The organism is Streptomyces sp. NPDC058683 (assembly GCF_042716195.1).
In the GTDB taxonomy this organism is placed as follows: Bacteria; Actinomycetota; Actinomycetes; order Streptomycetales; family Streptomycetaceae; genus Streptomyces.
Genome location: NZ_JBHXSK010000003.1, coordinates 293,382 through 315,129 on the forward strand (window position 1 = coordinate 293,382; position 21,748 = coordinate 315,129).

Genomic DNA, 21,748 nt, shown 5'->3' on the forward strand with positions numbered 1-21,748 from the left:
TCGGTCCCCCATGACGGACAGACCACCCAGGGCTTACCGAGGCCTTACCGATGCTTGTTGACAACGGTTTCCATATTTGTTGAAAATGAGTCTCATGAACGTACGACGACGCCTCATACCCACGGCCGCCGCGACCGCCGTCACCGCACTCGGCATGGCGACGCTCTCCGCCTGCGGCGGCGACGCCACGGCGGCCCAGACCGGCAAGTTCGACGTCGTCGCGTCCTTCTATCCGATGGCCTTCCTCGCCGACCGGATAGGCGGGAACCACGTCCACGTCACCAGTCTCACATCACCCGGCCAGGAACCGCACGACCTGGAGATCAGCCCCAAGCAGATCATCGGGATCGAGAAGTCCGACGCGGTCCTCTACCTGAAGAACCTCCAGCCCTCCGTCGACGACGCCGTCGCCCAGTCGTCGGTGCGGACGAAGATCGACGCGGCCTCCCTGACCACGCTGGAGAAGCACGGCAACGAGGCCGGCGGCCACGCGGCCTCCCACGACACCTCCGACAACGAGGAGCTGTCCGGCCTCGACCCCCACATCTGGCTGGACCCGGTGCGCTACGCCCAGGTCGCCGAGGGGGTGGGCAAGGCCTTCGAGAAGGCCGACCCGGACCACGCGGCCGACTACAAGAAGAACACCGCGGCCCTGGTGAAGAAGCTGGACGACCTGAACACCAAGTTCAAGGACGGCCTGGCGAACACCAAGTCCAAGGTCTTCATCACCACCCACGCCGCCTTCGGCTACCTCGCCGAGCGCTACGGCCTGACCGAGGAGGCCATCAACGGCCTCGACCCGGAGTCGGAGCCGAGCGCGGCCCGTGTGAAGGACCTGGAGACCATGGCCAAGGCCGACGGCGTCAGCACCGTGTTCTACGAGACGCTCGTCAGCGACAAGACCGCGAAGACGATCGCCGCCGACGCCGGACTGAAGACGGACGTCCTCGACCCGATCGAGGGCATCACCGCCAAGTCCCGCGGCAAGGACTACTTCGCGGTCCAGGAAGCCAACCTCAAGGCCCTCCAGACGGCCCTGGGCACCAAGTGAGCGGAGACGAGATGACCACCGGCGAGCCCGTCATATCCCTGCGCGGGGTCACCGCCGAGCTGGGCTCGCGTCCCGTGCTGCGCGGCATCGACCTCACCGTGCACCGCGGCGAGGTCGTCGCGCTGCTCGGCGCGAACGGCTCCGGCAAGTCGACCGCGATCCGCACGATCATCGGCCAGGTACCGGCCAGTGGCGGCGAGATCACCCTGTTCGGCACCCCGCGCCGCACCTTCCGCGACTGGTCCCGGGTCGGCTACGTCCCGCAGCGCACCACCGCCGCGGGCGGTGTCCCCGCCACCGTCACCGAGGTCGTCTCCGCCGGCCGCCTCTCCCGCACCCGCTTCGGCCTCTTCCGCAAGGCCGACCACCAGGCCGTACGGGACGCGCTCGGCCTGGTCGGGATGGCCGACCGGGCCAAGGACAACGTCGAGGCGCTCTCCGGCGGCCAGCACCAGCGGGTGCTGATCGCCCGCGCCCTGGTCGCCCGGCCCGAACTGCTGATCATGGACGAGCCGATGGCGGGCGTCGACCTGGCCAGCCAGGAGATCCTCGCGCGGACGCTGCGCGAGCAGGTCGAGCAGGGCACCACGGTCCTGCTGGTCCTGCACGAACTGGGCCCGCTGGAGCCGCTGATCGACCGCGCGGTCGTGCTCCGCGACGGCTGCGTCCTGCACGACGGCCCGCCGCCGCGCGCGGTCGGCCAGCACGCCCTCCCCGGCCACGACCACGTACACCCCCACGAGCACGCGCCGATCCGCACGGGACTGCTGAGCTGATGGACTTCCTGAACTACGCCTTCATGCAGCGGGCCCTGCTCGCCGCCGTCCTGGTCGGCCTCACCGCCCCCGCCATCGGCATCTACCTGGTCCAGCGCCGCCAGGCCCTGATGGGCGACGGCATCGGCCACGTGGCCATGACCGGCGTCGGCCTCGGCTTCCTGCTCTCGACCTCCCCCGTGTGGATGGCGACGGCGGTCTCGGTGCTGGGCGCCGTCCTCATGGAGCTGATCCGCTGGTACGGCAGGACCCGCGGCGACATCGCCCTCGCGATGCTCTTCTACGGCGGGATGGCCGGCGGGGTGATGCTGATCAACCTCGCGCCGGGCGGCTCCAACGCCAACCTGATGTCGTACCTCTTCGGTTCGCTGTCGACGGTGTCGGAGTCGGACGTGACCGCGATCTGCGTGCTCGCCGCCTTCGTCCTGCTGGTCACCCTCGGCCTGCGCCGGCAGCTGTTCGCGGTGAGCCAGGACGAGGAGTTCGCCCGGGTGACGGGCCTGCCGGTGCGGGCGCTGAACCTGCTGACGGCGATCACGGCGGCGGTCACGGTGACGGTCGCGATGCGCGTGGTGGGCCTGCTGCTGGTGTCGGCGCTGATGGTGGTGCCGGTGGCCGCCGCCCAGCAGCTCAGCCGGAGCTTCGCGGCCACGTTCGCGATCGCCGTCGCGATCGGTGTGACGGTGACCATCGGGGGCACGATCACGTCGTACTACCAGTACGTTCCGCCGGGCGCGACGATCGTGCTGCTGACGATCGCCGCGTTCATCGTGCTGAGCCTGCTGGCCGCACCGCTGGCCCGGCGACGCGCCCGCACGGCCGCCGCGCGGCGGCCCGCCGGCGACCCGGCGGAGTGCGCGATTCCGGCCGGCCGGGAGGCCGCCGACGAGGTCGGCGTCTGACCGCGCACACTCCGGGCTGGCACAATGGCCCGGCAGAAGCAGTGATGTGAGGAGGCAACCGGTGACGACCGCTGGACCGCCCGTGAAGGGCCGCTCGACCCGTCAGCGGGCAGCCGTGGCGGCGGCCCTGGACGAGGTCGACGAGTTCCGCAGCGCGCAGGAACTGCACGACATGCTCAAGCACAAGGGCGACTCGGTGGGCCTCACCACGGTCTACCGCACGCTCCAGAACCTCGCCGACGCCGGTGAGGTGGACGTCCTGCGCACCTCCGAGGGCGAGTCGGTGTACCGCCGCTGCTCCACCGGCGAACACCACCACCACCTGGTCTGCCGCGTGTGCGGCAAGGCGGTGGAGGTGGAGGGCCCCGCGGTGGAGAAGTGGGCGGAGGCGATCGCGGCGGAGCACGGGTATGTGAATGTGGCGCACACCGTGGAGATCTTCGGCACGTGTGCGGACTGCGCGGGGTGCGCCGCGGGGTGAGCCGGTTGTCCGAGCGCGGCCCGGTGGGGGTTGCTCGCGCAGTTCCCCGCGCCCCTTACGGGGCGCTGCAGTAGCGTCAGCCACATAGCTGCGGGCAGGCGTGCCGCAGGGCGGCACGGGTGGGCGCAGCGGCACCCGGCCAGCGCCGGTGAGCGTCACACCCCTGCCCCAACCCCCGGTCAGCCCCTGCCGAAGCAGCGCTCCAGTTCGTTCAGGTCGTAGAACTTGCTGTTCTTCCTGATGGGGTGGCAGCCCGCCTTGAAGGCGATCTCCTTCTCGTTGTAGAGCATCCGCACCAGGTAGTCGTCGCCCTTGCGGAAGACGTCCCACTGGATGTTGGAGGCCAGGGAGGCCACCTCGGCACCGCGCCACGGGTTGTCGGCGTAGGTGTACGTCCGGCCCGGCGTCGCCGGCTTCTCGCTGCCCGGCAGCCGCATCAGCGCGGCCAGCGGGATGATCTCCTCGGCGTGCGTGAAACGGAGTTCGGCGCCCAGCGTGCTGGTGCCGTCCCGCTTGGCCTCGACCTGCTTGAAGAGGTCGTCGAGGAGGACGTCCGCCATCTTGTAGGTGATGTCGCTGTCCGAGAAGCTCGGGCCCTTCTCGTAGAAGTCCTCGGCGTCGCCGAGGTAGCCGAACCAGGCCGCGTCGCGCGGGGCGATGTAGCGGTCGAAGTCCCAGCCCTTGCCGTTCGGGCTCTCCTCGCTCATGGCCGGCGCGATGGCGTAAAGGTTGTAGACGGCCTGGGCGGCGGTGATGTCGGAGGCCGTGGCGGAGAACTCGCCGTCGACGACGCGCTGCACGAACGCCGGCTTGAAGATCTTGCCCAGCACCCGGGCGGCCGCCCTGTGCGAGGCCGGCTGGTCGGTGACCGCCTCCAGGGTCGAGGCCAGCCGCTCGTCGCTCGCCAGCCACTTCTGGTAGTCGGCGCCGCCGGCGGACTTGTGGAAGTAGAGCAGGTCCTTGTCGACCCGGGCGGTGCCGAGCGAGGCCTTGAGCGCCGGGTCGGCGTCGGTGAGGGCGGTGGCGAAGACCGTACCGCTGTCGACCGCGCGGCCCTGGCCCGAGCTGACGACGTCGATCTTCTCGCCGTTCCTGGCGACGGACGAGAAGAGAGAGGGCAGGCGCTTCTCCAGGCGGACGGCGGTGGCGCGGAGTTCGTCCTTGCCGCGGCCGCTGAGGTTGCCGTACCCGACGGTGCTCATGGCCGCTTCGAGGGCCTGCACGTCCGGGCCGAACTCCTTGCCCAGCCTGGTGAGCTGGCCGTCCGCCTCGGCCTGGTTCCAGAGCGCGAGGATGATGTCGCCGTCCTCGCCGTCGGTGGCGGAGCGGGAACCGTGCCGGGAGACGTTCTCGGTGAACACGGCGGTGTACCCGGCGGGCGCCTGCTGGTAGGTGCGCGGGTTCTGGCCCGGGGAGTACACGGCCTTGGTGCCGTAGCTGTCGCGGTGGGTGAGCCCGTTGTCCGTGGCATGTGCGGGCAGCGCGGTGAGGAGCAGGGCGCCCAGGGCGAGGACAGGGGTGACACGCTTCATGAGGGACCGTTCCAGAGGCGGGAGACCAGGGGGTGGCCAGGCATGATCTCCCGCATCCTGAACGGCTCGCGTGAACGGCGGGTGGCCGTCAGTCGCCGGGGTGGTTGTCCTCCAAGGCCAGCAGTTCCTCGTTGGGGATGGCGCCGCCGAACCGGCGGTCCCGGGAGGCGAATTCGAGGCAGGCGCGCCACAGGTCGCGGCGGTCGAAGTCGGGCCACAGGACGTCCTGGAAGACCATCTCGGCGTAAGCGCTCTGCCAGAGCAGGAAGTTGGAGGTGCGCTGCTCGCCGCTGGGGCGCAGGAACACGTCCACGTCCGGCATGTCCCCGTAGTACAGGTGCTTCTGGATGGTCTTCTCGGAAACCTTCGACGGGTCGAGGCGGCCCGCCTTGACCTCCTCGGCGATCGCCTGCACCGCGTCGGCGATCTCGGCGCGGCCGCCGTAGTTCATGCAGAAGTACAGGGTGAGCAGGTCGTTGCCCTTGGTCTGCTCCTGGGCGACCTGGAGCTCCTTGGCGACCGACTTCCACAGCCGGGGCATCCGGCCCGCCCAGCGCACCCGGATGCCGAGTTCGTCGAGCTGGTCGCGGGTCTTGCGGATGAAGTCGCGGTTGAAGTTCATCAGGAAGCGGACCTCTTCGGGCGAGCGCTTCCAGTTCTCGGTGGAGAAGGCGTAGAGGGAGATGTTCCGGACGCCGATCTCGATGGAGCCCTGGAGCACGTCGAGGACGCGTTCGGCGCCGACCTTGTGCCCCTCGGTGCGCGGCAGCCCGCGCTCCTTCGCCCAGCGGCCGTTGCCGTCCATGACGATGGCCACATGGTTCGGGACCAGCTCGCCCGGGAGCTTCGGCGGTCGGGCACCGGACGGGTGTGGCTCCGGCGTCCGGTACTCGCGGCGCCGGCTCCCCAGGATCCCGCGTACGACCATGTGCTTCTCGTCTCCCTCTAGCTCTTCTCTACGTACCTGAGCGAGCGCAGCCCCCGCTCCAGGTGCCAGTGCAGATAGGCGGACACCAGCCCGCCGCCCTCCCGGACGTGCCGTGCCTCGGCCGCGTCCGCCGTCTCCCAGTCTCCCGTAAGCAGAGCGCCGAGGAGAACCAGGGTCTGCGGCGAGGGTACGACGCTGCCGGGCACCCGGCAGTCGACGCAGACACTGCCGCCGGAGGCGACCGAGAAGAACCGGTTCGGACCGGGCATCCCGCACTTGGCGCAGGAGTCGAAGCTGGGCGCGTAGCCGTTGACGGCGAGCGAGCGCAGCAGGAAGGCGTCGAGCACGAGGTGGGGTGCGTGCTCGCCGCGGGCGAGTGTCCTGAGCGCCCCCACCAGCAGCAGGTACTGCTGCACGGCCGGTTCGCCCTCGTGGTCCGTGAACCGCTCGGCGGTCTCCAGCATGGCCGTCCCGGCGGTGTACCGGGCGTAGTCGGTGACGATCCCGCCGCCGTACGGCGCGATGGTCTCGCTCTGGGTGCACAGCGGCAGCCCGCGCCCGATCAGCTCGCTCCCCCGCGCGAAGAACTGGACGTCGACATGGGAGAACGGCTCGAGCCGCGCCCCGAACTTCGACTTGGTCCGCCGCACCCCACGAGCGACGGCCCGCACCCGGCCGTGTCCACGGGTGAGCAAGGTGATGATCCGGTCCGCCTCACCCAGCTTCTGGGTGCGCAGCACGATGCCGTCGTCGCGGAACAGGCTCATGGGCCCATTCTGCCCTGCCGTGGCAGGGGGCCGGTGCGGACCGGAACCTTCAAGGCACCTCGCCGCGGCTGCGGGCGTTGGCGTGGGCGGTGGCCGCGCTGAGCCGTTCGGCCTGGGTCGCGATCCGTACGGCGTCCGGGTGGGCGTCCCACTCCCGCCCTCCCCCGTACGGCCTCAGCTGCACATAGGGGCCCTCGTGCCCCATGACGATGCCCAGCCGTCCGGTACGGGTGTCGACGGCGCAGGAGCCGACGGGGAGGTTCTTCGCGTTCACCTCACCTGGCTCCCCCGCCTCCGGGAATTTCACGCTTCGCATCACTGAGGTGGCGCTGCGTGCCTAGACTCGGCCGGAGTCTGTCCCGGACGCCGGCGCGGCCGGCTACAGCAGCCCCGCTCCCGCCAGGAACTTCCCCACGCACTCGGTCTCCGCCTCCGACAGCGGCACCTGCGGTTCGGCCGTGGCCGGGCAGCCGATCACCCCCCGCAGGTGCAGCGCCGTCTTGAACGCGCCCAGCGCCGCCGAGCTGCCGCCCATCCGGGCCGGGTCCCCGACTCCGGTCATCCGGAAGAGCCCGCACAGCCGCTCCTGCTCCGCCCGCGCCCGCTCCCAGTCACCGGCCCGGCAGAGCCGGTGCAGGCGGACATAGCCGTCCGGGTCGACGTTGGCGAGACCCGGTACCGCCCCGTCGGCGCCCAGCGCGAGGGCCGAGTCGACGGTCAGCTCGGAGCCCGTCAGCGCGCTGAAGCGGGGCAGGCTCCGGCTGCCGGTGACGACCTCGCGGAAGCCCGCCAGGTCACCGCTGGAGTCCTTCAGCCCGGCCAGCACCCCGTCGGCGGCCAGTTCGAGGACCAGGCCTGCGGGGAGCTTGGTGTGGACGGCGGCCGGGATGTCGTAGGCGATCACCGGGACGGGCGAGCGGCCGGCGACCAGGCGGAAGTGGCGGGCGATCTCGGCGGGGTGGGTGCGGGTGTAGAAGGGCGCGGTGACGACGACCGCGTCCGCACCGGCGGAGGTGACGGACTCGACGTGGTCCAGGACCCGGGGCGTGGTCATGTCGATCACGCCCGCCAGCACCGGGAGCCGCCCCGCCGCGTGCGTCACCACGGTCTCGGTGACCAGCCTGCGCTGCCGGTCCGTCAGATACGCCACCTCCGAGGTGGAGCCCAGCACGAACAGGCCGTCCACCCCGGCCGCGACCAGATGGTCGACGAGCCTGCGCAGGGACGGGACGTCCACCTCGCGGTCCGGTGTCAGGGGGGTGCAGACGGGCGGTACGACACCGGTCAGCGGAGTGGGCAGGGTCATCAGGGCTCCCTGGGCAGGCTGTGGCTCGGCTGGTCCTCCTCCAGTGGATGGTGACAGCGGTAGCGGTGAGCGGTGCGTGACGCGGCCGTGAAGTCAGGCATGCGGACGGCACACTCGTCGTCCGCCTTCCAGCAGCGGGTGCGGAACGGGCAGCCGGACGGCGGGCGGGTGGCCGAGGGCACCGGACCGGTGAGCGGGATGGGGTCGATCGGGCGGAGCAGGCCGGGGGTGGCCGAGAACAGGGCCCTGGTGTACGGGTGCCGGGCGTGCTCGGTGACCTCGGCGGCCGGGGTCTCCTCGACGATCCGGCCCAGGTACATGGTGATCACCCGGTCGCTCATCCGCCGTACCGTCTGGATGTCGTGGGAGACGAAGACCATGGCGAGGCCGAGCCGCTCGCGCAGGTCGAGGAGGAGGTTGAGGATCTGGGCGCGGACCGAGACGTCCAGGGCGCTGGTCGGTTCGTCGGCCACCACCAGGTCGGGGTCCAGGGCGAGCGCCCGGGCGATCGCCACCCGCTGCCGCTGGCCGCCGGAGAGCTGGCCGGGCAGGGCCTCGGCGAGGGCCCGGGGCAGACCGACCAGGCCCATCAACTCCCGTACCCGCTCGTCCCGTTCGGCCCGGGTACCGCGCTCGTGGACGTCCAGCGGGTCGCGGAGGATTCGGCGCACCGGCAGTCGGCGGTTGAGGGCCGTCGACGGGTCCTGGAAGATCATGCCGGTGCCGGCGCCGACGGTCGACCGGCGTTCGGCCCCCGGCATCGCCCACAGGTCACGGCCGTGGAAGGTGACCGTGCCGGCGGTCGGCCGCTGGATGCCGACCAGCACCTTCGCCAGCGTCGACTTCCCGCACCCCGACTCGCCGACCACGCCGACCGTCTCGCCGGGCGCCACGGTGAGGTCGGCGCCGGTCAGCGCGTACACCCGGTCCCGGCCGAACACGCCCCCGCCGCGGGCCCGGTGGACCACGTGGACGCCGGACAGCTCCACCGCGCTCACGTCACCGCCTCCGTGCTCGCCAGGTCGACGGCCGGGTGGTGGCAGGCCGCGGTGTGGATGCGGGAGCCGACGAGGTCCGGTGGTGTCGTACGGCAGATCTCGCTCGCCGCCGGGCAGCGGTCCGCGAAGCGGCAGCCCGCCGGGAAGTCGGCCGGGGACGGCACCACGCCCCGGATCTGGGTCAGCCGCTCGGCCCCGGACTCCAGCGACAGCACGCTGCCGAGCAGGCCGCGCGTGTAGTGGTGGGCGGGGGCGGCGACCAGCTCCGCGGTGACGCCGGTCTCGACGATCTGTCCGCCGTACATCACCACCACCCGGTCGGTGACGTCCGCGACCAGGGCCAGGTCGTGCGAGACGAGGATCAGCGCGAAGCCGAGTTCCTCGCGGAGGCGCAGGAGGAGTTCCATCACCTGGGCCTGGACGGTGACGTCGAGGGCGGTGGTCGGTTCGTCGGCGATGATCAGGCGGGGGTCGCGGGAGAGGGCCATGGCGATCAGGACGCGCTGGCGCTGGCCGCCGGAGAGTTCGTGGGGGTAACTGGGGAGGGTGCGGATGGGGTCCAGGCCGACGAGGGCGAGGAGTTCGGCGGGGGTGCGGTGGCCGCCGCGCCGGGTGAGCTGCTTGAGCTGGGCGTTGACGGTCATGGAGGGGTTCAGGGAGGACAGGGCGTCCTGGTAGACCATCGCGAGTTCGTGGCCGAGGAGGCGGCGGTGGGGGGTGGTGAGGTCGATGGGCGGCTGCGGGCCGGTGGGGGTTGATCGCGCCCGCGCGGCGGTAGCCGCATATTCGATACCGCCCCGCGCCCCTTTGGGGGCGAACCAGATCTGCCCGTTTACCCGTGCCGTCTTCGGCTGCAGGCCCATGATCGTCAGGGCCGTCAGGGACTTTCCACAGCCCGACTCTCCGACCAGGCCCAGCACCTCGCCCGGATGCACCTCGAAGCTGATGCCGTCGACGATGTTCACGCCCCGGTGGCGGTCGGGGAAGCCGATGGCCAGCCTCTCCACGGCCAGTACCGGTCGGCCGCCCGCAACGGGGGGCCGGGCGCGGGCGCGGAGCCGCTCCCCCGCCTCCGCCAGGCCGGGCAGCGCCAGGACCTCGCCGTGCTCGACGGTCTCCACCGGATCGGCCCCTGTCGGCTCCGTCTCCCTCGGCGCCGGTGACGCCCACGCGTCCGAGACGCCCTCGGAGAGGATGTTCAGGGAGAGGACGGTGAGCAGGATCAGCAGGCCGGGGAAGAGGGTCGCCCACCAGCCTCCGGTCAGCACCATGTTCTTGCCGTCCGCGATGACGCTGCCCCAGGACGGGTCCGGGGGCCGGACGCCCGCGCCGATGAAGGACAGGGACGCCTCGAACACGATGGCCTCGGCGACCTGGACCGTGCAGAAGACCAGGACGGGGGCGGCGCAGTTCACGGCCACGTGGCGGAGCACGATGTGCGGGGTGCGGGCGCCGATCACGCGTTCCGCGGTGACGTAGTCCTCGCCGTACTGGTCGAGGACGTTCGCCCGGACCACGCGGGCCACCGGTGGGGTGAAGAGGAAGGCGATCGCGCAGATCAAGACCGTGATGCCGCCGCCGAAGACGGCGACCAGGACGGCCGCCAGCGCGATGCCCGGGAACGCCATCACCACGTCCAGGCAGCGCATCAGCGTCTCGTCGACGCCCTTGCGGGAGGTGGCCGCGAGCGCGCCGAGCAGCGCGCCGGCGACCAGGGCCAGGCCGGTCGCGCCGAGGCCGATGGCGAGGGACCAGCGGGCGCCGTACATCAGCCGGCTGAGGATGTCCCGGCCGAGGCTGTCCTGGCCCATCCAGTGGCCGGCGGAGGGGTGCCCGGTGCCGTCGGCGGGGGCCTGCTGGGCCAGGGGGTCGTCGGGGGCCAGCAGGGGCGCGAACACCGCGACCAGGACCACCACGGCCAGGAAGACGAGGGCCGCCCTGGACAGCGGGGACAGCCTGCGCAGCCGTACGCCGGGACGGGCGAGGGCGGTGGTGAGGGCCGCGCGGGTGAACGTCGTCATGTCGCCTCCCTCAGACGGGGGTTGACCAGCAGATAGAGGACGTCGATGACGAGGTTGACGACGACGAAGCCGGTCGCGGTGGTGAGGACCACGCCCTGGACGACGGCCGGGTCGCCGTTCTGCACGGCGTCGATCATCAGCTTGCCCATGCCGGGCAGGGCGAAGATCGTCTCGATGACGACGGCGCCGCCGAGGAGGTAGCCGACCCGCAGGCCGAGCACGGTCAGCGGGTTGACGAGCGCGTTGCGCAGGACGTTGCGGCCGACCACGACATGGGGCGGCAGGCCGCTGCCGATCGCCGTGCGGACGTAGTCCCGGTCGAGTTCCTCGACCACCGAGGTGCGGACGATCCGGGTGAGCTGGGCGGCGACCGGGAGGGAGAGCGCGAGGGCGGGCAGGGCCATGGTCTTCAGCCAGCCGGTGACGGAGTCCTCCGGGTTGATGTAGCCGCCGGACGGGAACCAGCCCCGGTCGACCGCCAGGTACTGGATCATCAGCAGCGCCAGCCAGAAGGCGGGGGCGGCGACACCGACGAGCGAGAGCACCCGGATGACCTGGTCCGGCCAGCGGTCCCGGTGGATGGCCGCCGTGACACCGCCGGCCAGCGCCAGGACGACCGCGATGCCGAGGCCGAGGAAGGTCAGCTGGAGGGTGAGCGGCAGGGCGGTGGCGACCTGGTCGAGGACCGGGGTGCGGGTGAGGGCGCTGGTGCCGAGGTCGCCGTGGAACAGGTCGCCGATGAAATGGACGTAGCGGACCGGGAGCGGGTCGAGGAGGCCGTTGCGCTCCCGGAAGTCGTGGAGTTGCCGCGGGGTGGGGTTGGCGCCCTGGAAGAACGCGGACGCCGGGTCGACGTCGGAGAAGCGCATCACCAGGAACACGAACAGGGCGATGCCGAGCAGCAGCGGCACCAGCAGGGCGATGCGGCGCAGCAGGATGCGCAGGACGGCGTTCATGCCGTCAGGCCCACTGGGCCGTCAGGACGTTGATGCCGGGGTAGGGCTGGGCCCTTATGCCGGTGAGCCTGCGCGGGTCCCAGGCGGTGATCAGCTCGTTGTGGACGACCGGGTAGAGGACGGCCTGTTCGGCGACGACGTCGATGTAGTCCTGGATCATCGTCTTCTTCTTGTCCGGGTCCGATTCGCGGGTGGCCGCGTCCATGTCCTTGAAGAGCCGTTTCGCGACGGCGTCGTCGGCCCATCGGGCGTAGCCCATCCAGAGGTTCTCGGGGCCGTAGTTGTAGTGCATGATCAGGTCGGCGTCGAGGCCGAACTGGTTGGGGTTCGAGACGGCGGCGACGACCTGGTAGTCCTGTTTCTGGTCCATCTTGGTGAACACGGCCGTGGTCTCCTGCGGGGACAGGGTCGTGGCGACGCCGATCGCGTCCCAGGACGACTTGATGGTGGGCAGGCAGTCGACGATCCAGCTCACGTTGACGGCGAGGATGTTCACGTGGAGTCCGCTGACCCCGGCGGCCTTGAGGAGCGCCTTCGCCCGGTCGGGGTCGTAGTCGTAGACCGTCTTCGCCCTGCGGTAGCCGGGGTTGGTCTCGTTCAGGAACGAACTCGCCGGTTTTCCGTGGCCCTTGAGGGCGACCTCGATGATCTTGTCCTTGTCGATGGCATGGTGCAGGGCCTGGCGGACCCGGACGTCATCGAAGGGCTTGTGCCGCGTGTTGAACATCAGGAACAGGTTGTTCATCCCGGCGCCGCCGCCGACCGACAGTCCGCCCTGTTCCAGGCGGGTGATGTTGGCGTAGGGGATGTTGTCGGAGATCTGCGCGCCCGCGTCGACGCCGGAGATCCTGGCCACGCGTGAGGCCGCGTCGACGATCGTCAGCCAGTTCATCCGCCGGAAGGCGGGCCTGCGGGGGCCGTTGTAGCCGTCGTACGCGGCGAAGGTGGTGTTCGACTTCGGGTGGTGCCCGGTCTGCCGGTACGGTCCCGTGCCCACCGCGAGTCCCTTGATCGCGTCGTCCCAGGCGCCGGGCCGGGAGAACACGTGCGCCGGCATGATCTTGGCGAGGGTGAGGCGGGCGATCCCGTCCGGGAAGGGGAACCTGAGGACCAGGTCGACGGTCCGGGTGTCGATCCTGCGGGCCTCCTTCAGCCAGCTCGCGAAGAAGCCCTTGGCGAGGGTCTGGGTGCCCGGGTCCAGGATCCGGTCGAAGACGAAGACCACGTCGTCGGCGGTGACCGGCCTGCCGTCGTGGAAGGTGGCGTCCGGGCGCAGGGTGAACCGCCAGGTGGTGGCGTCCGGGTCGGCGGGCAGCCGGGTCGCCAGCGCCGGATAGGGGGCGCGGGTGATCGGATCCGTGTCGGCGAGGCCCTCGTAGATGTGGTTGTTGGCGGCCATCGCGAACGCGGACGCGGTCTGGGTCGGGTCCCAGCTGCCGTCGTTGCCGTAGCCGATCACGGCCGTCAGGCCGCGGTCGGAGCCGCTGCCGCCGAGGTCGATCGTGGACTTGGGTCCGCAGGCCGTCAGTGTCGTCAGCGAGGCGGCCGCGCTCAGGGCCCCGGCGTGTTTCAGGAACGTCCTGCGGCCGTGGGTCGCCTCGTCGCGCACGGTGCCTCCAGCGTGGGGGAAAGGAGACGTCGGACGTCCTGTGTAAGCGCGACCATAAGAGGGCGTTTGGGGGCGGTCAAGGCAGCACACACGAATGGCGTAAACCGTCAGAGGTCGGACCAATGGCGGCGCGAGAGGACGGCAGAAAGGCAGCGGCCGGCGCCGGCCACCGGGGAGGTGACCAGCGCCGGAGGGGCTAGGCGGGAGCGGTCAGCTGGGCGGCCACCGCGGCGCCGTCCAGCCACACGTTCTCCCGGGAGATCCTGCCGTCGCGGAACTCGAAGACGTGCAGGATCCGGAAGGTGATCCGGCGGCCGCCTCCCGGAATCCCCAGGAAGGAGCCCGGGACGGTGCCTGTCATCACGTTCTCCATGGTGACGGCGTCGTCGGAGTAGTAGGTGTGGGTGCGCTCCTCGCTCTCGGTGCGGAAGTCCTTGCACAGCTGCCGGTAGAAGTCGAGCGCCGCCGGGATGCCGTGCTTCGGGCCGTTCGGGTCGCCCACGACGTCGTGCTCGATGTCGTCGGTGTACACGGCGACCGACCCCTCCGGGTCACCGCGCTCCTCGGCGCTCAGATGCGCCTGGATCAGCTCTTCCATCTCGGCGGTTGTCATGGAGCCCATGGTCGGGAGCCCCCTCTCTCGTCACGCCGCGCGCCCTTCGGCAGAGCCCGCGACCCCCGTAGTGAGACACTGTTACCGTAATGAGAACAATTTCTCACGACAAGAGGAGGCCCGCCGTGGAAGGGAGTGAAGGGAGCACAGGGGGCGCGCAGGACGGCCGGCGCAACCAGAAGCTGCGCACCCGCCGGGCCCTCGTCGACGCGGCCGCGGAACTGCTCCGCGAGGGGCGCACGGTGACCATCGCCGAGGTGGCCGAGGCCGCCCGGGTCTCGACGGCCACCGCCTACCGCTACTTCTCCAGCCCCCAGGAACTGCTCCGGGAGACCCACACCCTGCTGCGCAGCCCGGACGTCACCGCGAACCTGCCGGCCGACCCCGCCGAGCGCGTCGACGCGGTGATCTCCCGCGTCGCCGACATGCAGCTGACGAACGAGCCGGCCTGGCGGGCGATGCTCGGCGCGAGCCTGGAGCGGTACTTCGAGCAGAACGACGGCCGGGAGGCCGGGCAGGGCGCCGGGCAGGGCGCCGGGCAGGGCGCCGGGCAGGAAGAGGGCTTCCCGGTCCGGAACCGGACCCGGCTCGACCTCTCGCGCACCGCGCTGGACCCCCTCGCCGCGACCCTCCCGCCCGCCGCCCTGCGCCGGCTGACCATGGCGCTCACCCTGGTGTACGGCGTGGAGGCCCTGGTCTCCACCCGCGACGTCTGCGACCTGGAGCCGGCGGAGGCGAAGGAGGTCATGCGCTGGGCGGCACAGGCCCTGCTGGACACGGCGCTGCGGGAGGCGGCGGGGTGAGACGGCCCCCGAGGACCGTCGGGCGGCCCGGGGCAGGCAGGGAGGCTAGGGCAGCGTCTTCTCGTAGGACCCGTCCTGGTCCGAGTCGTAGACGAGCTTTCCGGTCCCGTCGTAGCCCCTGAGGCGGGGCGCCTCGGTGACCTGCCGGTGCAGGGTGCCGGTGGCGACGAACCAGCCGTGGTCCAGCACGGCCTTGCGCGTGCTGCCGCCGTAGGAGACGGTCACCTTGCTGACCGAGCTGCGGTAGCCGCCGATGACACCCCACCGGAACGGCAGCTTCCAGTGCCCCTTGTCGAGGTACGACTGCTGGTACAGCTTCCCGGCGTTGATGTCCGGGCTCACGGCCACCAGGGAGTCGCCGAAGGGGTCGCCGACGCTGGTGTTCAGCCCCTGCGCCTCGCCGCCCTTCACCGTGCAGATCAGCCGGGCCGGCGTCGGCTTCTCGCGCACGGCGACCACGGAGATGCCGTCGCCGGGTGCGTTGGAGTCGCCGGTGCTCTTCATCGCGAGGATGATCCGGTAGTCGGCGGCCGTGCCGAGGTCGGTGTGGCCGGGATCCCCGGCGACCTGGTTCGCCGTGTTGTAGGCGATGCACTTGCCGAGCCCGGCGGCGGCGTTCTCGTAGGTGACACCGTCGAGGAGCTGCCCCGCGGTGGCGGGCCGCGCGGGGCCCGGCACGGACGGCGTGGGCGGCGCGGACGGCGTCGGGCGCGCGCTGATCCGCACGGACGGCTCGGGCCCCGCCGGGCTCACCGCACCGCCCCCACCGCCGCCGATCGCGTACGCGCCGACCGGCACCACCGCCAGGGTCGCCAGCGCCACCCCGGTCACCCCGAGACGCCGGCGGCGGCGCTCCAGCACGCCCCGCCGCCGGATCTCCGGGTACGGCACCGGTGACGGCCTGAGCGCCGACGCGTCCCCCGCCAGCAGCGCCCGGACCCGGTCCTCGAAGTCCGGCTCGGCTTCCGCGCCCTGCTTCTCGCCGCTCACCTGGTGCCTCCCTGTCCGGATCCCGCGTGGCTCATGGTGTGCGCGAGCCCCGGGAACGTACGCAACTTCGCCAGGCCCTTGGACGCCTGGCTCTTGACGGTGCCCGGGGAGCAGCCGAGCACGTCGGCGACCTCCGCCTCGGACAGGTCCTCCCAGTACCGCAGCACCACCACCGCGCGCTGCCTGGGCGGCAGTTCCGTCAGGGCGGCGAGCAGCGTGCCGCGCTCGTCGGCCCGGGAGACCGCGTCGTCGTGCTCCGCGCGCTCGGGCGGAGCGGCGGTCAGCGACTCGGTGACCCGCCGTTTGCGGAACCGGTCGCTGTTGCAGCTGACCAGCATGCGGCGGACGTACGCCTCCGGGCGGTCGGTCCCGGAGACCCGGCGCCACGACCGGTACGCCTTCGCCAGCGCGGTCTGCGTGAGATCCTCCGCGTGGTGCGGGTCGCCGGTGAGCAGATAGGCGGTCCGTACGAGATGGGACCACCGCGCTCTGACGAATTCCTGGAACTGGGCCTCGAGTTCGGCCTGCATCAGCCACCCCCTCGCCCTCCAGACCACCGGCCGGGCCGATTCGGTTGCCCGGTTCATGGCAACGACCGGTGCACGGCACGGCTCACTCCCGGGGTGCCGGGACCCGCCGGAACTCGATCGTGTCGTACGCCGTCCGCGTCCCCGTCTCGTAGAGCACCCCCACCGTGCTCTTGTCCACCTGGACCAGGTCCGAGTAGGCCGCCTTGCGGCCGGACAGGGTGAGGAGCTTGTCGAAGCTGATGCCCTCGTCCGTGCTGGTCCACAGGGCCATGGCCTGGCGGGCCGTCGGGATCGAGGGGGCCGAGAAGAGCAACGGAGCTCCCAGGCCCTGGAGTTGGAGGACCGAGCCCTCGACCACCGGGACGCGGCGCAGGGTCGGCTGGACGGTGTACTGCGCGTCCAGGGTCTCCGCGCCGTCGCTCGACCAGGCGTTGAGGCGGTTGCCGGGGCTGGTGCCGTTCTGGTCACGGGCGTTGAAGTAGAGGCGGCCGTCGGGGAGTTGGGCGGCGGTCGTCTCGTTGGCGTTGTCGCGGCCGGTGTAGGAGTCGTCGACGAAGCCGAGGTGCCAGCGGCGGCCGCCGTCGTCGCTGTAGATCGCGTGACCGCCGTAGTACCGGGCCTCCCGGCCGGTGTCGGAGGAGCCGGGGCGCGGTGGGCCGGAGTGGTCGGCGGCGACGACCAGGCGGCCGCGGTGCGGTCCCTCGGTGACGGCGACGGCATGGCCGGGGCCGGTGGCGTACCAGCGCCAGCCTGAAGGTTTCACCTGCGCCGTGATCTCCCGCGGGGCGGTGAAGGACCGGCCGTCGCTCCGGCTGCGCTGCACGAACACCCGGCGGCTCTGCTCCTTGGTGACCTGCCCGCGCATGATCTGGTCCTCGCTCACCGAGCCGTCGTTGTAGGAGGTCACCAGGACGATGTCGCCGGTGCGCGGGTCGACGACGGGTGCCGGGTTGCCGCGGGTGTTCCCCTTGCCGTCGGCCACCACCTGGAGCGGGCCCCAGGTGCAGCCGCCGTCGGAGGAACGTCTCAGCACGACGTCGATGTCACCGCTGTCGCCGGCGGTGGTCTGCCGGCCCTCGGCGAAGGCGAGCAGGGTGCCGTGCCCGGTGCGGACGACGGCCGGGATGCGGTACTGGGTGTAGCCGCCCTCGCCGGACACGTACGGCACCGAGGACTCGCAGGTGGCCGCCCAGGCCCTGGGTTCGACGGCGAACGCCCCGAGCAGCAGGGCGGCGGCGAGGGAGATCCGGCTCACACGGGTCACAGGAGACACATGGCTCACCCTTCCATGTTCCTCCCCGCCGCCTTCACCGCACCCCCGCAACGGCCGAACGGGTCACGCGGTTTGGTACACCGTCAGCTCCCGGGCCGGGCGGCCGGGCCGCGAACCGAGGGGGGACGTACGGGCCGTGCTCCACCGGCGGCTCGGGCGGGCGTCCGAGCCGTGTTCCGCCGCGGCTCAGGAGGCCGTACGGGCCGTGTCCGCCGCGGCTCAGGAGGGGGTGCGGGCCGCTGCCAGCAGGCGGGTCACATCGTCGGCGCAGATGGTCAGGGCCGCGCCGACCGTGCCGAGGACCTCGCGTTCGGCGTTGGTGTAGGGGCCGTCGGCGAGTGCGATCCGGGCGGCCTGGAGGAGCAGGGACTCGCGGCCGGCGGGGGCGAGGTGCGGGGCCAGCGGGTCGAGGGCCTCGTGCAGTTCTATCGCGAGGCTCGCCCCGCCCGGCTGCTCGAAGACCCGGCCGGTGTCGGCGGCGAGCGCGTCGACGAGCGCGCTCAGCTGCTCCTCCGTGACGTCCTCGAAGCCGGCCGCGCGGACCGTGGCCGCGGCCGCCCCGAGAGACGTGCGGGCGCAGGCGCCGCCCGCGGCGAGGAGGGCGAGGGCGACGGTGTGCACGGCGTCGCGGAGCATCGCCGAGAAGCGGGAGGTGGTGGGGTGGTCGAGGACATCGGTGCCGTAGTGGTGACGGCAGGCGGCGCACTCCACGACCGGCCCGGTGGTGCCGCGCGGCAGCACGGGTACGCCGAGCAGGGTGAAGCGGCGGCGGCCGGTGAGCCGCTGGTAGTTGCGGTCGCCTCCGCAGCCGGGGCAGAAGAACTCGCCGTCGCCGACGGGTGTCCATGCGGTGCGGGTGCCCAGAATGCGGGCAGGCCTGGCGGTTCGGCCGTCTCGTCCCCGTACTGGCAGCACGTCGCACCTCCTTAACGCCGTGGCAACATCGCCACCGCTGGCGTGATGTTAGCCACATCGGTGAGGTGGAGTCAGTACCCCGTACGAGACCTTTCCGTGACCTCCACGGCCGGATGGCCGGTAAACGACGGGGCCCTGATCGCCGTACAGCACGATCAGGGCCCTTAAACCGCCGGTCAGAGCGATTATCGCGTCGCGCGGTTGACGGCGGAGACGACCGCCTTCAGCGACGCACGCGTCGTGTTCGCGTCGATGCCGATCCCCCACAGAACCTTGTCGTCGATCGCGCATTCGATGTACGAGGCGGCCTGCGCGGAGGCGCCCTCGCTCATCGTGTGCTCCTGGTAGTCCAGGAGCCGTACGTCGATGCCCAGACCCTGCAGTGCGTCGAAGAACGCGGAGATCGGGCCGTTGCCGGAGCCGGTCAGGACGGTGTCCTCGCCGTCGACGGTGGCCTCGACGGTGAGGGTGTCGGTGCCGTCGGTGTCGGTGGTCGACTGGCCGGTGCGGACCTGAATGCGGCCCCAGGGGTTCTCCGGGTTCGGCAGGTACTCGTCCCGGAAGACCGACCAGATGTCGGAGCCGGTGACCTCGCCGCCCTCGGCGTCCGTCTTGGCCTGGATCAGCTTGGAGAACTCGATCTGCATCCGGCGCGGCAGGTCCAGCTTGTGGTCGTTCTTCAGGACGTAGGCGATACCGCCCTTGCCGGACTGCGAGTTGACCCGGATGACCGCCTCGTAGGAGCGGCCGACGTCCTTCGGGTCGATCGGCAGGTACGGGACGGCCCACTCGATGTCGTCGACGGTGACGCCCTTCGCGGCCGCGTCGGCCTCCATGGCGTCGAAGCCCTTCTTGATGGCGTCCTGGTGGGAGCCGGAGAAGGACGTGTAGACCAGGTCGCCCACGTACGGGTGGCGCGGGTGGACCTCCATCTGGTTGCAGTACTCCCACGTACGACGGATCTCGTCGATGTCGGAGAAGTCGATCTGCGGGTCGACGCCCTGGGAGAACAGGTTCATGCCCAGGGTGACCAGGTCGACGTTGCCGGTGCGCTCGCCCTGCCCGAACAGGCAGCCCTCGACGCGGTCGGCGCCGGCCATCAGCGCCAGCTCGGCGGCGGCGACGGCCGTACCGCGGTCGTTGTGCGGGTGGATGGACAGCACGACGTGCTCGCGGCGGGAGAGGTTGCGGTGCATCCACTCGAAGCGGTCCGCGTGCGTGGACGGCGTCGAACGCTCCACGGTGGCGGGCAGGTTGAGGATGATCTCGCGGCCCGGACCCGGCTGGTAGACGTCCATCACCGCCTCGCAGACCTCCAGCGCGAAGTCCAGCTCGGTGTCGGTGAAGATCTCGGGGCTGTACTGGTAGCCGAACTCGGTCTCCGGGCCCAGCAGCTTCTCGGCGTACTCCATCACCAGGCGGGTGCCGTCGACGGCGATCTGCCTGATGTCGTCCTTGGAGCCGCGGAACACCACGCGCCGGAAGACGGGGGCGGTCGCGTTGTACAGGTGGACGGTGGCCCGCCTGGCGCCCTTCAGCGACTCCACGGTCCGCTCGATCAGGTCCTCGCGGGCCTGGGTCAGCACGGAGATCGTGACGTCGTCCGGGATCGCGCCCTCTTCCTCGATGATCGAGCGCACGAAGTCGAAGTCGGTCTGGCCGGAGGCGGGGAAGCCGACCTCGATCTCCTTGTAGCCCATCTTCACCAGCTGGTCGAACATCCGGCGCTTGCGCTCGGGCGACATCGGGTCGATCAGGGCCTGGTTGCCGTCGCGCAGGTCGGTGGAGAGCCAGCGGGGGGCGGTGGTGATGCGCTGCTGGGGCCAGGTGCGGTCCGGGATGTCGACCTGCTCGTAGCGGCCGTACTTGTGCACCGGCATGGTGGTGGGCTGCTGGCGGTTCGCCATGATTGCGGGGCTCCTCAGGAGGTCCGGAAGGACGGCCGACGACGCAACGCGAAGCTCCGCGGGGAGGGAGTCGACCTGGACTACAGGCCCTCGCCGCGGCAGCTAAGAAGAAGCAGCCCGAAACGCATGATGCTCCGCATGCTAGCCGAGCCCCTCCGGACGCGGGGCGCCGTATCAGTATGCGGGACCGCCGGGAGGAACGGGACAAAAGGTGCGCCATACCACTCCCGCTCACGGAGGGTGGTCAATTGTCACCGTATTTCACCAATCATGGTTGCGGGTAGTGACAGCCACATGACTCAGTGCGAGGGTGCGGTCCATGACGACCAACGGGGGCCACAGGCCCGTCTTCTGCACCATCGTGCCGCCGCACATCCTCGACCACCTCGCCACCCAGGAGGAGCGGGAGCTCGCCGACTCCGCACTGCGCACCCTCCAGCAGGACGCCGTGCAGCGCACCCGCCGCCGGATCACCACGGTCCGCGGCGCCGTCGCCCCGGCGGTGACGGCCGCCACCGGCACCCCGCACCGCACGATCTACGACGCCGGGCACGGCACCGACCTGCCCGGCACCAAGGTCCGCGACGAGGGCTCCGAGCCCGGCCAGGACGCCAGCGTCAACCGTGCCTACGCCGGCCTCGGCGCCACCTTCGACCTGTACCTGACGGCGTTCGAGCGGGACTCCATCGACGGCGAGGGGCTGCCCCTCGACGCGACCGTGCACTACGACGTCGACTACGACAACGCCTTCTGGAACGGCGAGCAGATGGTGTTCGGCGACGGCGACGGGCAGATCTTCACCGACTTCACCAGCTCCGTCGACGTCATCGGCCACGAGCTCACGCACGGCGTCACCCAGTACACCGCCAACCTGGAGTACTACGGCCAGTCCGGCGCCCTCAACGAGTCGGTCTCGGACGTCTTCGGCTCGCTCATCAAGCAGCACTCCCTCGGCCACAGTGCCGACCAGGCGGACTGGCTGATCGGCGAGGGCCTGCTCGCCCCGGGCGTGCACGGCGTGGCCCTGCGCTCGATGAAGGCCCCGGGCACGGCGTACGACGACCCCCGCCTCGGCAAGGACCCGCAGCCCGGGACCATGGCGGAGTACGTGAAGACCAACCGGGACAACGGCGGGGTGCACATCAACTCCGGCATCCCCAACCACGCCTTCTACCTCCTCGCCAGTGCGCTCGGCGGCAACGCCTGGGAGCGGGCCGGGCTGATCTGGTACGACGTGCTGACCGGCGGCGAACTGCAGTCGGACGCCCGTTTCACGGACTTCGCGAAGCTCACCGTGGCGGCGGCCAAGGCCCGCTTCAAGGAGGGCGAGGAGACCGAGGCGGTCCTCAAGGCGTGGGCGCAGGTGGGTGTGCAGACCGGCTGATCCCGT

Annotated in this window: 21 protein-coding genes; 6 read left to right on the top strand and 15 right to left on the bottom strand. The window is 71.2% G+C overall.

Annotated features, from left to right (window positions below):
* Positions 1–94: 94 nt before the first annotated feature.
* The 4 genes from ACFWXC_RS05090 (at position 95) to ACFWXC_RS05105 (ending at position 3,210) form a co-directional block, all read left to right on the top strand.
* The gene (locus tag ACFWXC_RS05090) at positions 95–1,051 is read left to right on the top strand and encodes a metal ABC transporter substrate-binding protein (protein ID WP_384473237.1); all 957 of its coding nucleotides are present in this window, start codon (positions 95–97) and stop codon (positions 1,049–1,051) included.
* 11 nt (positions 1,052–1,062) lie between these two features.
* Complete coding sequence (locus tag ACFWXC_RS05095; protein ID WP_384473240.1) at positions 1,063–1,827, top strand: metal ABC transporter ATP-binding protein; 765 nt, start codon at positions 1,063–1,065, stop codon at positions 1,825–1,827.
* Entirely contained in the window at positions 1,827–2,729 is a 903-nt protein-coding gene (locus ACFWXC_RS05100; RefSeq protein ID WP_384473243.1) for a metal ABC transporter permease, read from the top strand. The genes ACFWXC_RS05095 and ACFWXC_RS05100 overlap by 1 nt, the downstream gene beginning before the upstream one ends.
* 61 nt (positions 2,730–2,790) lie before the next feature.
* A complete protein-coding gene (locus ACFWXC_RS05105; protein ID WP_360484170.1) occupies positions 2,791–3,210 on the top strand; it encodes a transcriptional repressor in 420 nt (139 codons plus the stop codon).
* A 179-nt stretch (positions 3,211–3,389) separates the two neighbouring features.
* On the opposite strand, the gene ACFWXC_RS05110 is transcribed toward ACFWXC_RS05105, so the two are convergent.
* The 10 genes from ACFWXC_RS05110 to ACFWXC_RS05155 form a co-directional block, all read right to left on the bottom strand.
* Positions 3,390–4,742, bottom strand: a complete 1,353-nt coding sequence (locus ACFWXC_RS05110; protein WP_384473247.1) for a histidine-type phosphatase — start codon at positions 4,740–4,742, stop codon at positions 3,390–3,392.
* Between the two features lie 88 nt (positions 4,743–4,830).
* On the bottom strand, positions 4,831–5,670 hold the full coding sequence (locus ACFWXC_RS05115) for an isoprenyl transferase (protein ID WP_384473250.1): 840 nt from the start codon (positions 5,668–5,670) through the stop codon (positions 4,831–4,833).
* A 17-nt stretch (positions 5,671–5,687) separates the two neighbouring features.
* Entirely contained in the window at positions 5,688–6,437 is a 750-nt protein-coding gene (recO, locus tag ACFWXC_RS05120) for a DNA repair protein RecO (RefSeq protein ID WP_351691460.1), read from the bottom strand.
* 49 nt (positions 6,438–6,486) lie between these two features.
* Positions 6,487–6,711 (bottom strand): hypothetical protein, encoded by a 225-nt coding sequence (locus ACFWXC_RS05125; RefSeq protein WP_360484394.1) that lies wholly within the window; start codon positions 6,709–6,711, stop codon positions 6,487–6,489.
* Positions 6,712–6,816: 105 nt separating this feature from the next.
* On the bottom strand, positions 6,817–7,743 hold the full coding sequence (locus tag ACFWXC_RS05130; RefSeq protein ID WP_384473253.1) for a dihydrodipicolinate synthase family protein: 927 nt from the start codon (positions 7,741–7,743) through the stop codon (positions 6,817–6,819).
* Positions 7,743–8,732 carry an oligopeptide/dipeptide ABC transporter ATP-binding protein gene (locus tag ACFWXC_RS05135; RefSeq protein ID WP_384473441.1) on the bottom strand — a complete coding sequence of 330 codons (990 nt, stop codon included), beginning with the start codon at positions 8,730–8,732 and terminating at the stop codon, positions 7,743–7,745. The genes ACFWXC_RS05130 and ACFWXC_RS05135 overlap by 1 nt, the downstream gene beginning before the upstream one ends.
* Positions 8,733–8,737: 5 nt before the next feature.
* Entirely contained in the window at positions 8,738–10,762 is a 2,025-nt protein-coding gene (locus ACFWXC_RS05140; protein ID WP_384473256.1) for a dipeptide/oligopeptide/nickel ABC transporter permease/ATP-binding protein, read from the bottom strand.
* A complete protein-coding gene (locus ACFWXC_RS05145) occupies positions 10,759–11,718 on the bottom strand; it encodes an ABC transporter permease (protein ID WP_384473259.1) in 960 nt (319 codons plus the stop codon). The genes ACFWXC_RS05140 and ACFWXC_RS05145 overlap by 4 nt, the downstream gene beginning before the upstream one ends.
* A gap of 4 nt (positions 11,719–11,722) precedes the next feature.
* Entirely contained in the window at positions 11,723–13,327 is a 1,605-nt protein-coding gene (locus tag ACFWXC_RS05150) for an ABC transporter substrate-binding protein (RefSeq protein ID WP_384473261.1), read from the bottom strand.
* 196 nt (positions 13,328–13,523) lie between these two features.
* Complete coding sequence (locus ACFWXC_RS05155; RefSeq protein ID WP_384473264.1) at positions 13,524–13,940, bottom strand: nuclear transport factor 2 family protein; 417 nt, start codon at positions 13,938–13,940, stop codon at positions 13,524–13,526.
* 125 nt (positions 13,941–14,065) lie between these two features.
* On the opposite strand from ACFWXC_RS05155, the gene ACFWXC_RS05160 reads away from it, so the two are divergent.
* Positions 14,066–14,743, top strand: a complete 678-nt coding sequence (locus tag ACFWXC_RS05160) for a TetR/AcrR family transcriptional regulator (protein WP_384473267.1) — start codon at positions 14,066–14,068, stop codon at positions 14,741–14,743.
* Positions 14,744–14,788: 45 nt separating this feature from the next.
* Here the strand turns inward: ACFWXC_RS05160 and ACFWXC_RS05165 are convergent, their stop codons facing one another.
* The 5 genes from ACFWXC_RS05165 to leuA all read right to left on the bottom strand — a co-directional run bounded on the left by ACFWXC_RS05165 (position 14,789) and on the right by leuA (position 20,358).
* Complete coding sequence (locus ACFWXC_RS05165) at positions 14,789–15,733, bottom strand: hypothetical protein (protein WP_384473270.1); 945 nt, start codon at positions 15,731–15,733, stop codon at positions 14,789–14,791.
* Positions 15,730–16,263, bottom strand: coding sequence for a SigE family RNA polymerase sigma factor (locus ACFWXC_RS05170; protein WP_384473273.1), 534 nt, complete (start codon positions 16,261–16,263; stop codon positions 15,730–15,732). Before ACFWXC_RS05170 ends, ACFWXC_RS05165 begins: the two co-directional genes overlap by 4 nt.
* 82 nt (positions 16,264–16,345) lie before the next feature.
* Positions 16,346–17,527: an exo-alpha-sialidase gene (locus ACFWXC_RS05175; protein WP_384473444.1), complete on the bottom strand. Its 1,182-nt coding sequence runs from the start codon at positions 17,525–17,527 to the stop codon at positions 16,346–16,348.
* Positions 17,528–17,755: 228 nt separating this feature from the next.
* The gene (locus ACFWXC_RS05180; RefSeq protein WP_384473275.1) at positions 17,756–18,451 is read right to left on the bottom strand and encodes a TerB family tellurite resistance protein; all 696 of its coding nucleotides are present in this window, start codon (positions 18,449–18,451) and stop codon (positions 17,756–17,758) included.
* A gap of 185 nt (positions 18,452–18,636) precedes the next feature.
* The gene (leuA, locus tag ACFWXC_RS05185; RefSeq protein WP_384473278.1) at positions 18,637–20,358 is read right to left on the bottom strand and encodes a 2-isopropylmalate synthase; all 1,722 of its coding nucleotides are present in this window, start codon (positions 20,356–20,358) and stop codon (positions 18,637–18,639) included.
* Between the two features lie 319 nt (positions 20,359–20,677).
* Between leuA and ACFWXC_RS05190 the strand changes: the two genes are divergently transcribed.
* Positions 20,678–21,742 carry a M4 family metallopeptidase gene (locus ACFWXC_RS05190; RefSeq protein ID WP_384473281.1) on the top strand — a complete coding sequence of 355 codons (1,065 nt, stop codon included), beginning with the start codon at positions 20,678–20,680 and terminating at the stop codon, positions 21,740–21,742.
* Positions 21,743–21,748: the final 6 nt, after the last annotated feature.

What these genes read in the sequence shown, in the direction of transcription:
- ACFWXC_RS05090 (WP_384473237.1), top strand. Translation starts at nt 95, where the DNA reads ATGAACGTACGACGACGCCTCATACCCACGGCCGCCGCGACCGCCGTC.
- ACFWXC_RS05095 (WP_384473240.1), top strand. Translation starts at nt 1,063, where the DNA reads ATGACCACCGGCGAGCCCGTCATATCCCTGCGCGGGGTCACCGCCGAG.
- ACFWXC_RS05100 (WP_384473243.1), top strand. Translation starts at nt 1,827, where the DNA reads ATGGACTTCCTGAACTACGCCTTCATGCAGCGGGCCCTGCTCGCCGCC.
- ACFWXC_RS05110 (WP_384473247.1), bottom strand. Translation starts at nt 4,742, where the DNA reads ATGAAGCGTGTCACCCCTGTCCTCGCCCTGGGCGCCCTGCTCCTCACC.
- ACFWXC_RS05115 (WP_384473250.1), bottom strand. Translation starts at nt 5,670, where the DNA reads ATGGTCGTACGCGGGATCCTGGGGAGCCGGCGCCGCGAGTACCGGACG.
- recO (WP_351691460.1), bottom strand. Translation starts at nt 6,437, where the DNA reads ATGAGCCTGTTCCGCGACGACGGCATCGTGCTGCGCACCCAGAAGCTG.
- ACFWXC_RS05130 (WP_384473253.1), bottom strand. Translation starts at nt 7,743, where the DNA reads ATGACCCTGCCCACTCCGCTGACCGGTGTCGTACCGCCCGTCTGCACC.
- ACFWXC_RS05140 (WP_384473256.1), bottom strand. Translation starts at nt 10,762, where the DNA reads ATGACGACGTTCACCCGCGCGGCCCTCACCACCGCCCTCGCCCGTCCC.
- ACFWXC_RS05145 (WP_384473259.1), bottom strand. Translation starts at nt 11,718, where the DNA reads ATGAACGCCGTCCTGCGCATCCTGCTGCGCCGCATCGCCCTGCTGGTG.
- ACFWXC_RS05155 (WP_384473264.1), bottom strand. Translation starts at nt 13,940, where the DNA reads ATGACAACCGCCGAGATGGAAGAGCTGATCCAGGCGCATCTGAGCGCC.
- ACFWXC_RS05170 (WP_384473273.1), bottom strand. Translation starts at nt 16,263, where the DNA reads ATGCAGGCCGAACTCGAGGCCCAGTTCCAGGAATTCGTCAGAGCGCGG.
- leuA (WP_384473278.1), bottom strand. Translation starts at nt 20,358, where the DNA reads ATGGCGAACCGCCAGCAGCCCACCACCATGCCGGTGCACAAGTACGGC.
- ACFWXC_RS05190 (WP_384473281.1), top strand. Translation starts at nt 20,678, where the DNA reads ATGACGACCAACGGGGGCCACAGGCCCGTCTTCTGCACCATCGTGCCG.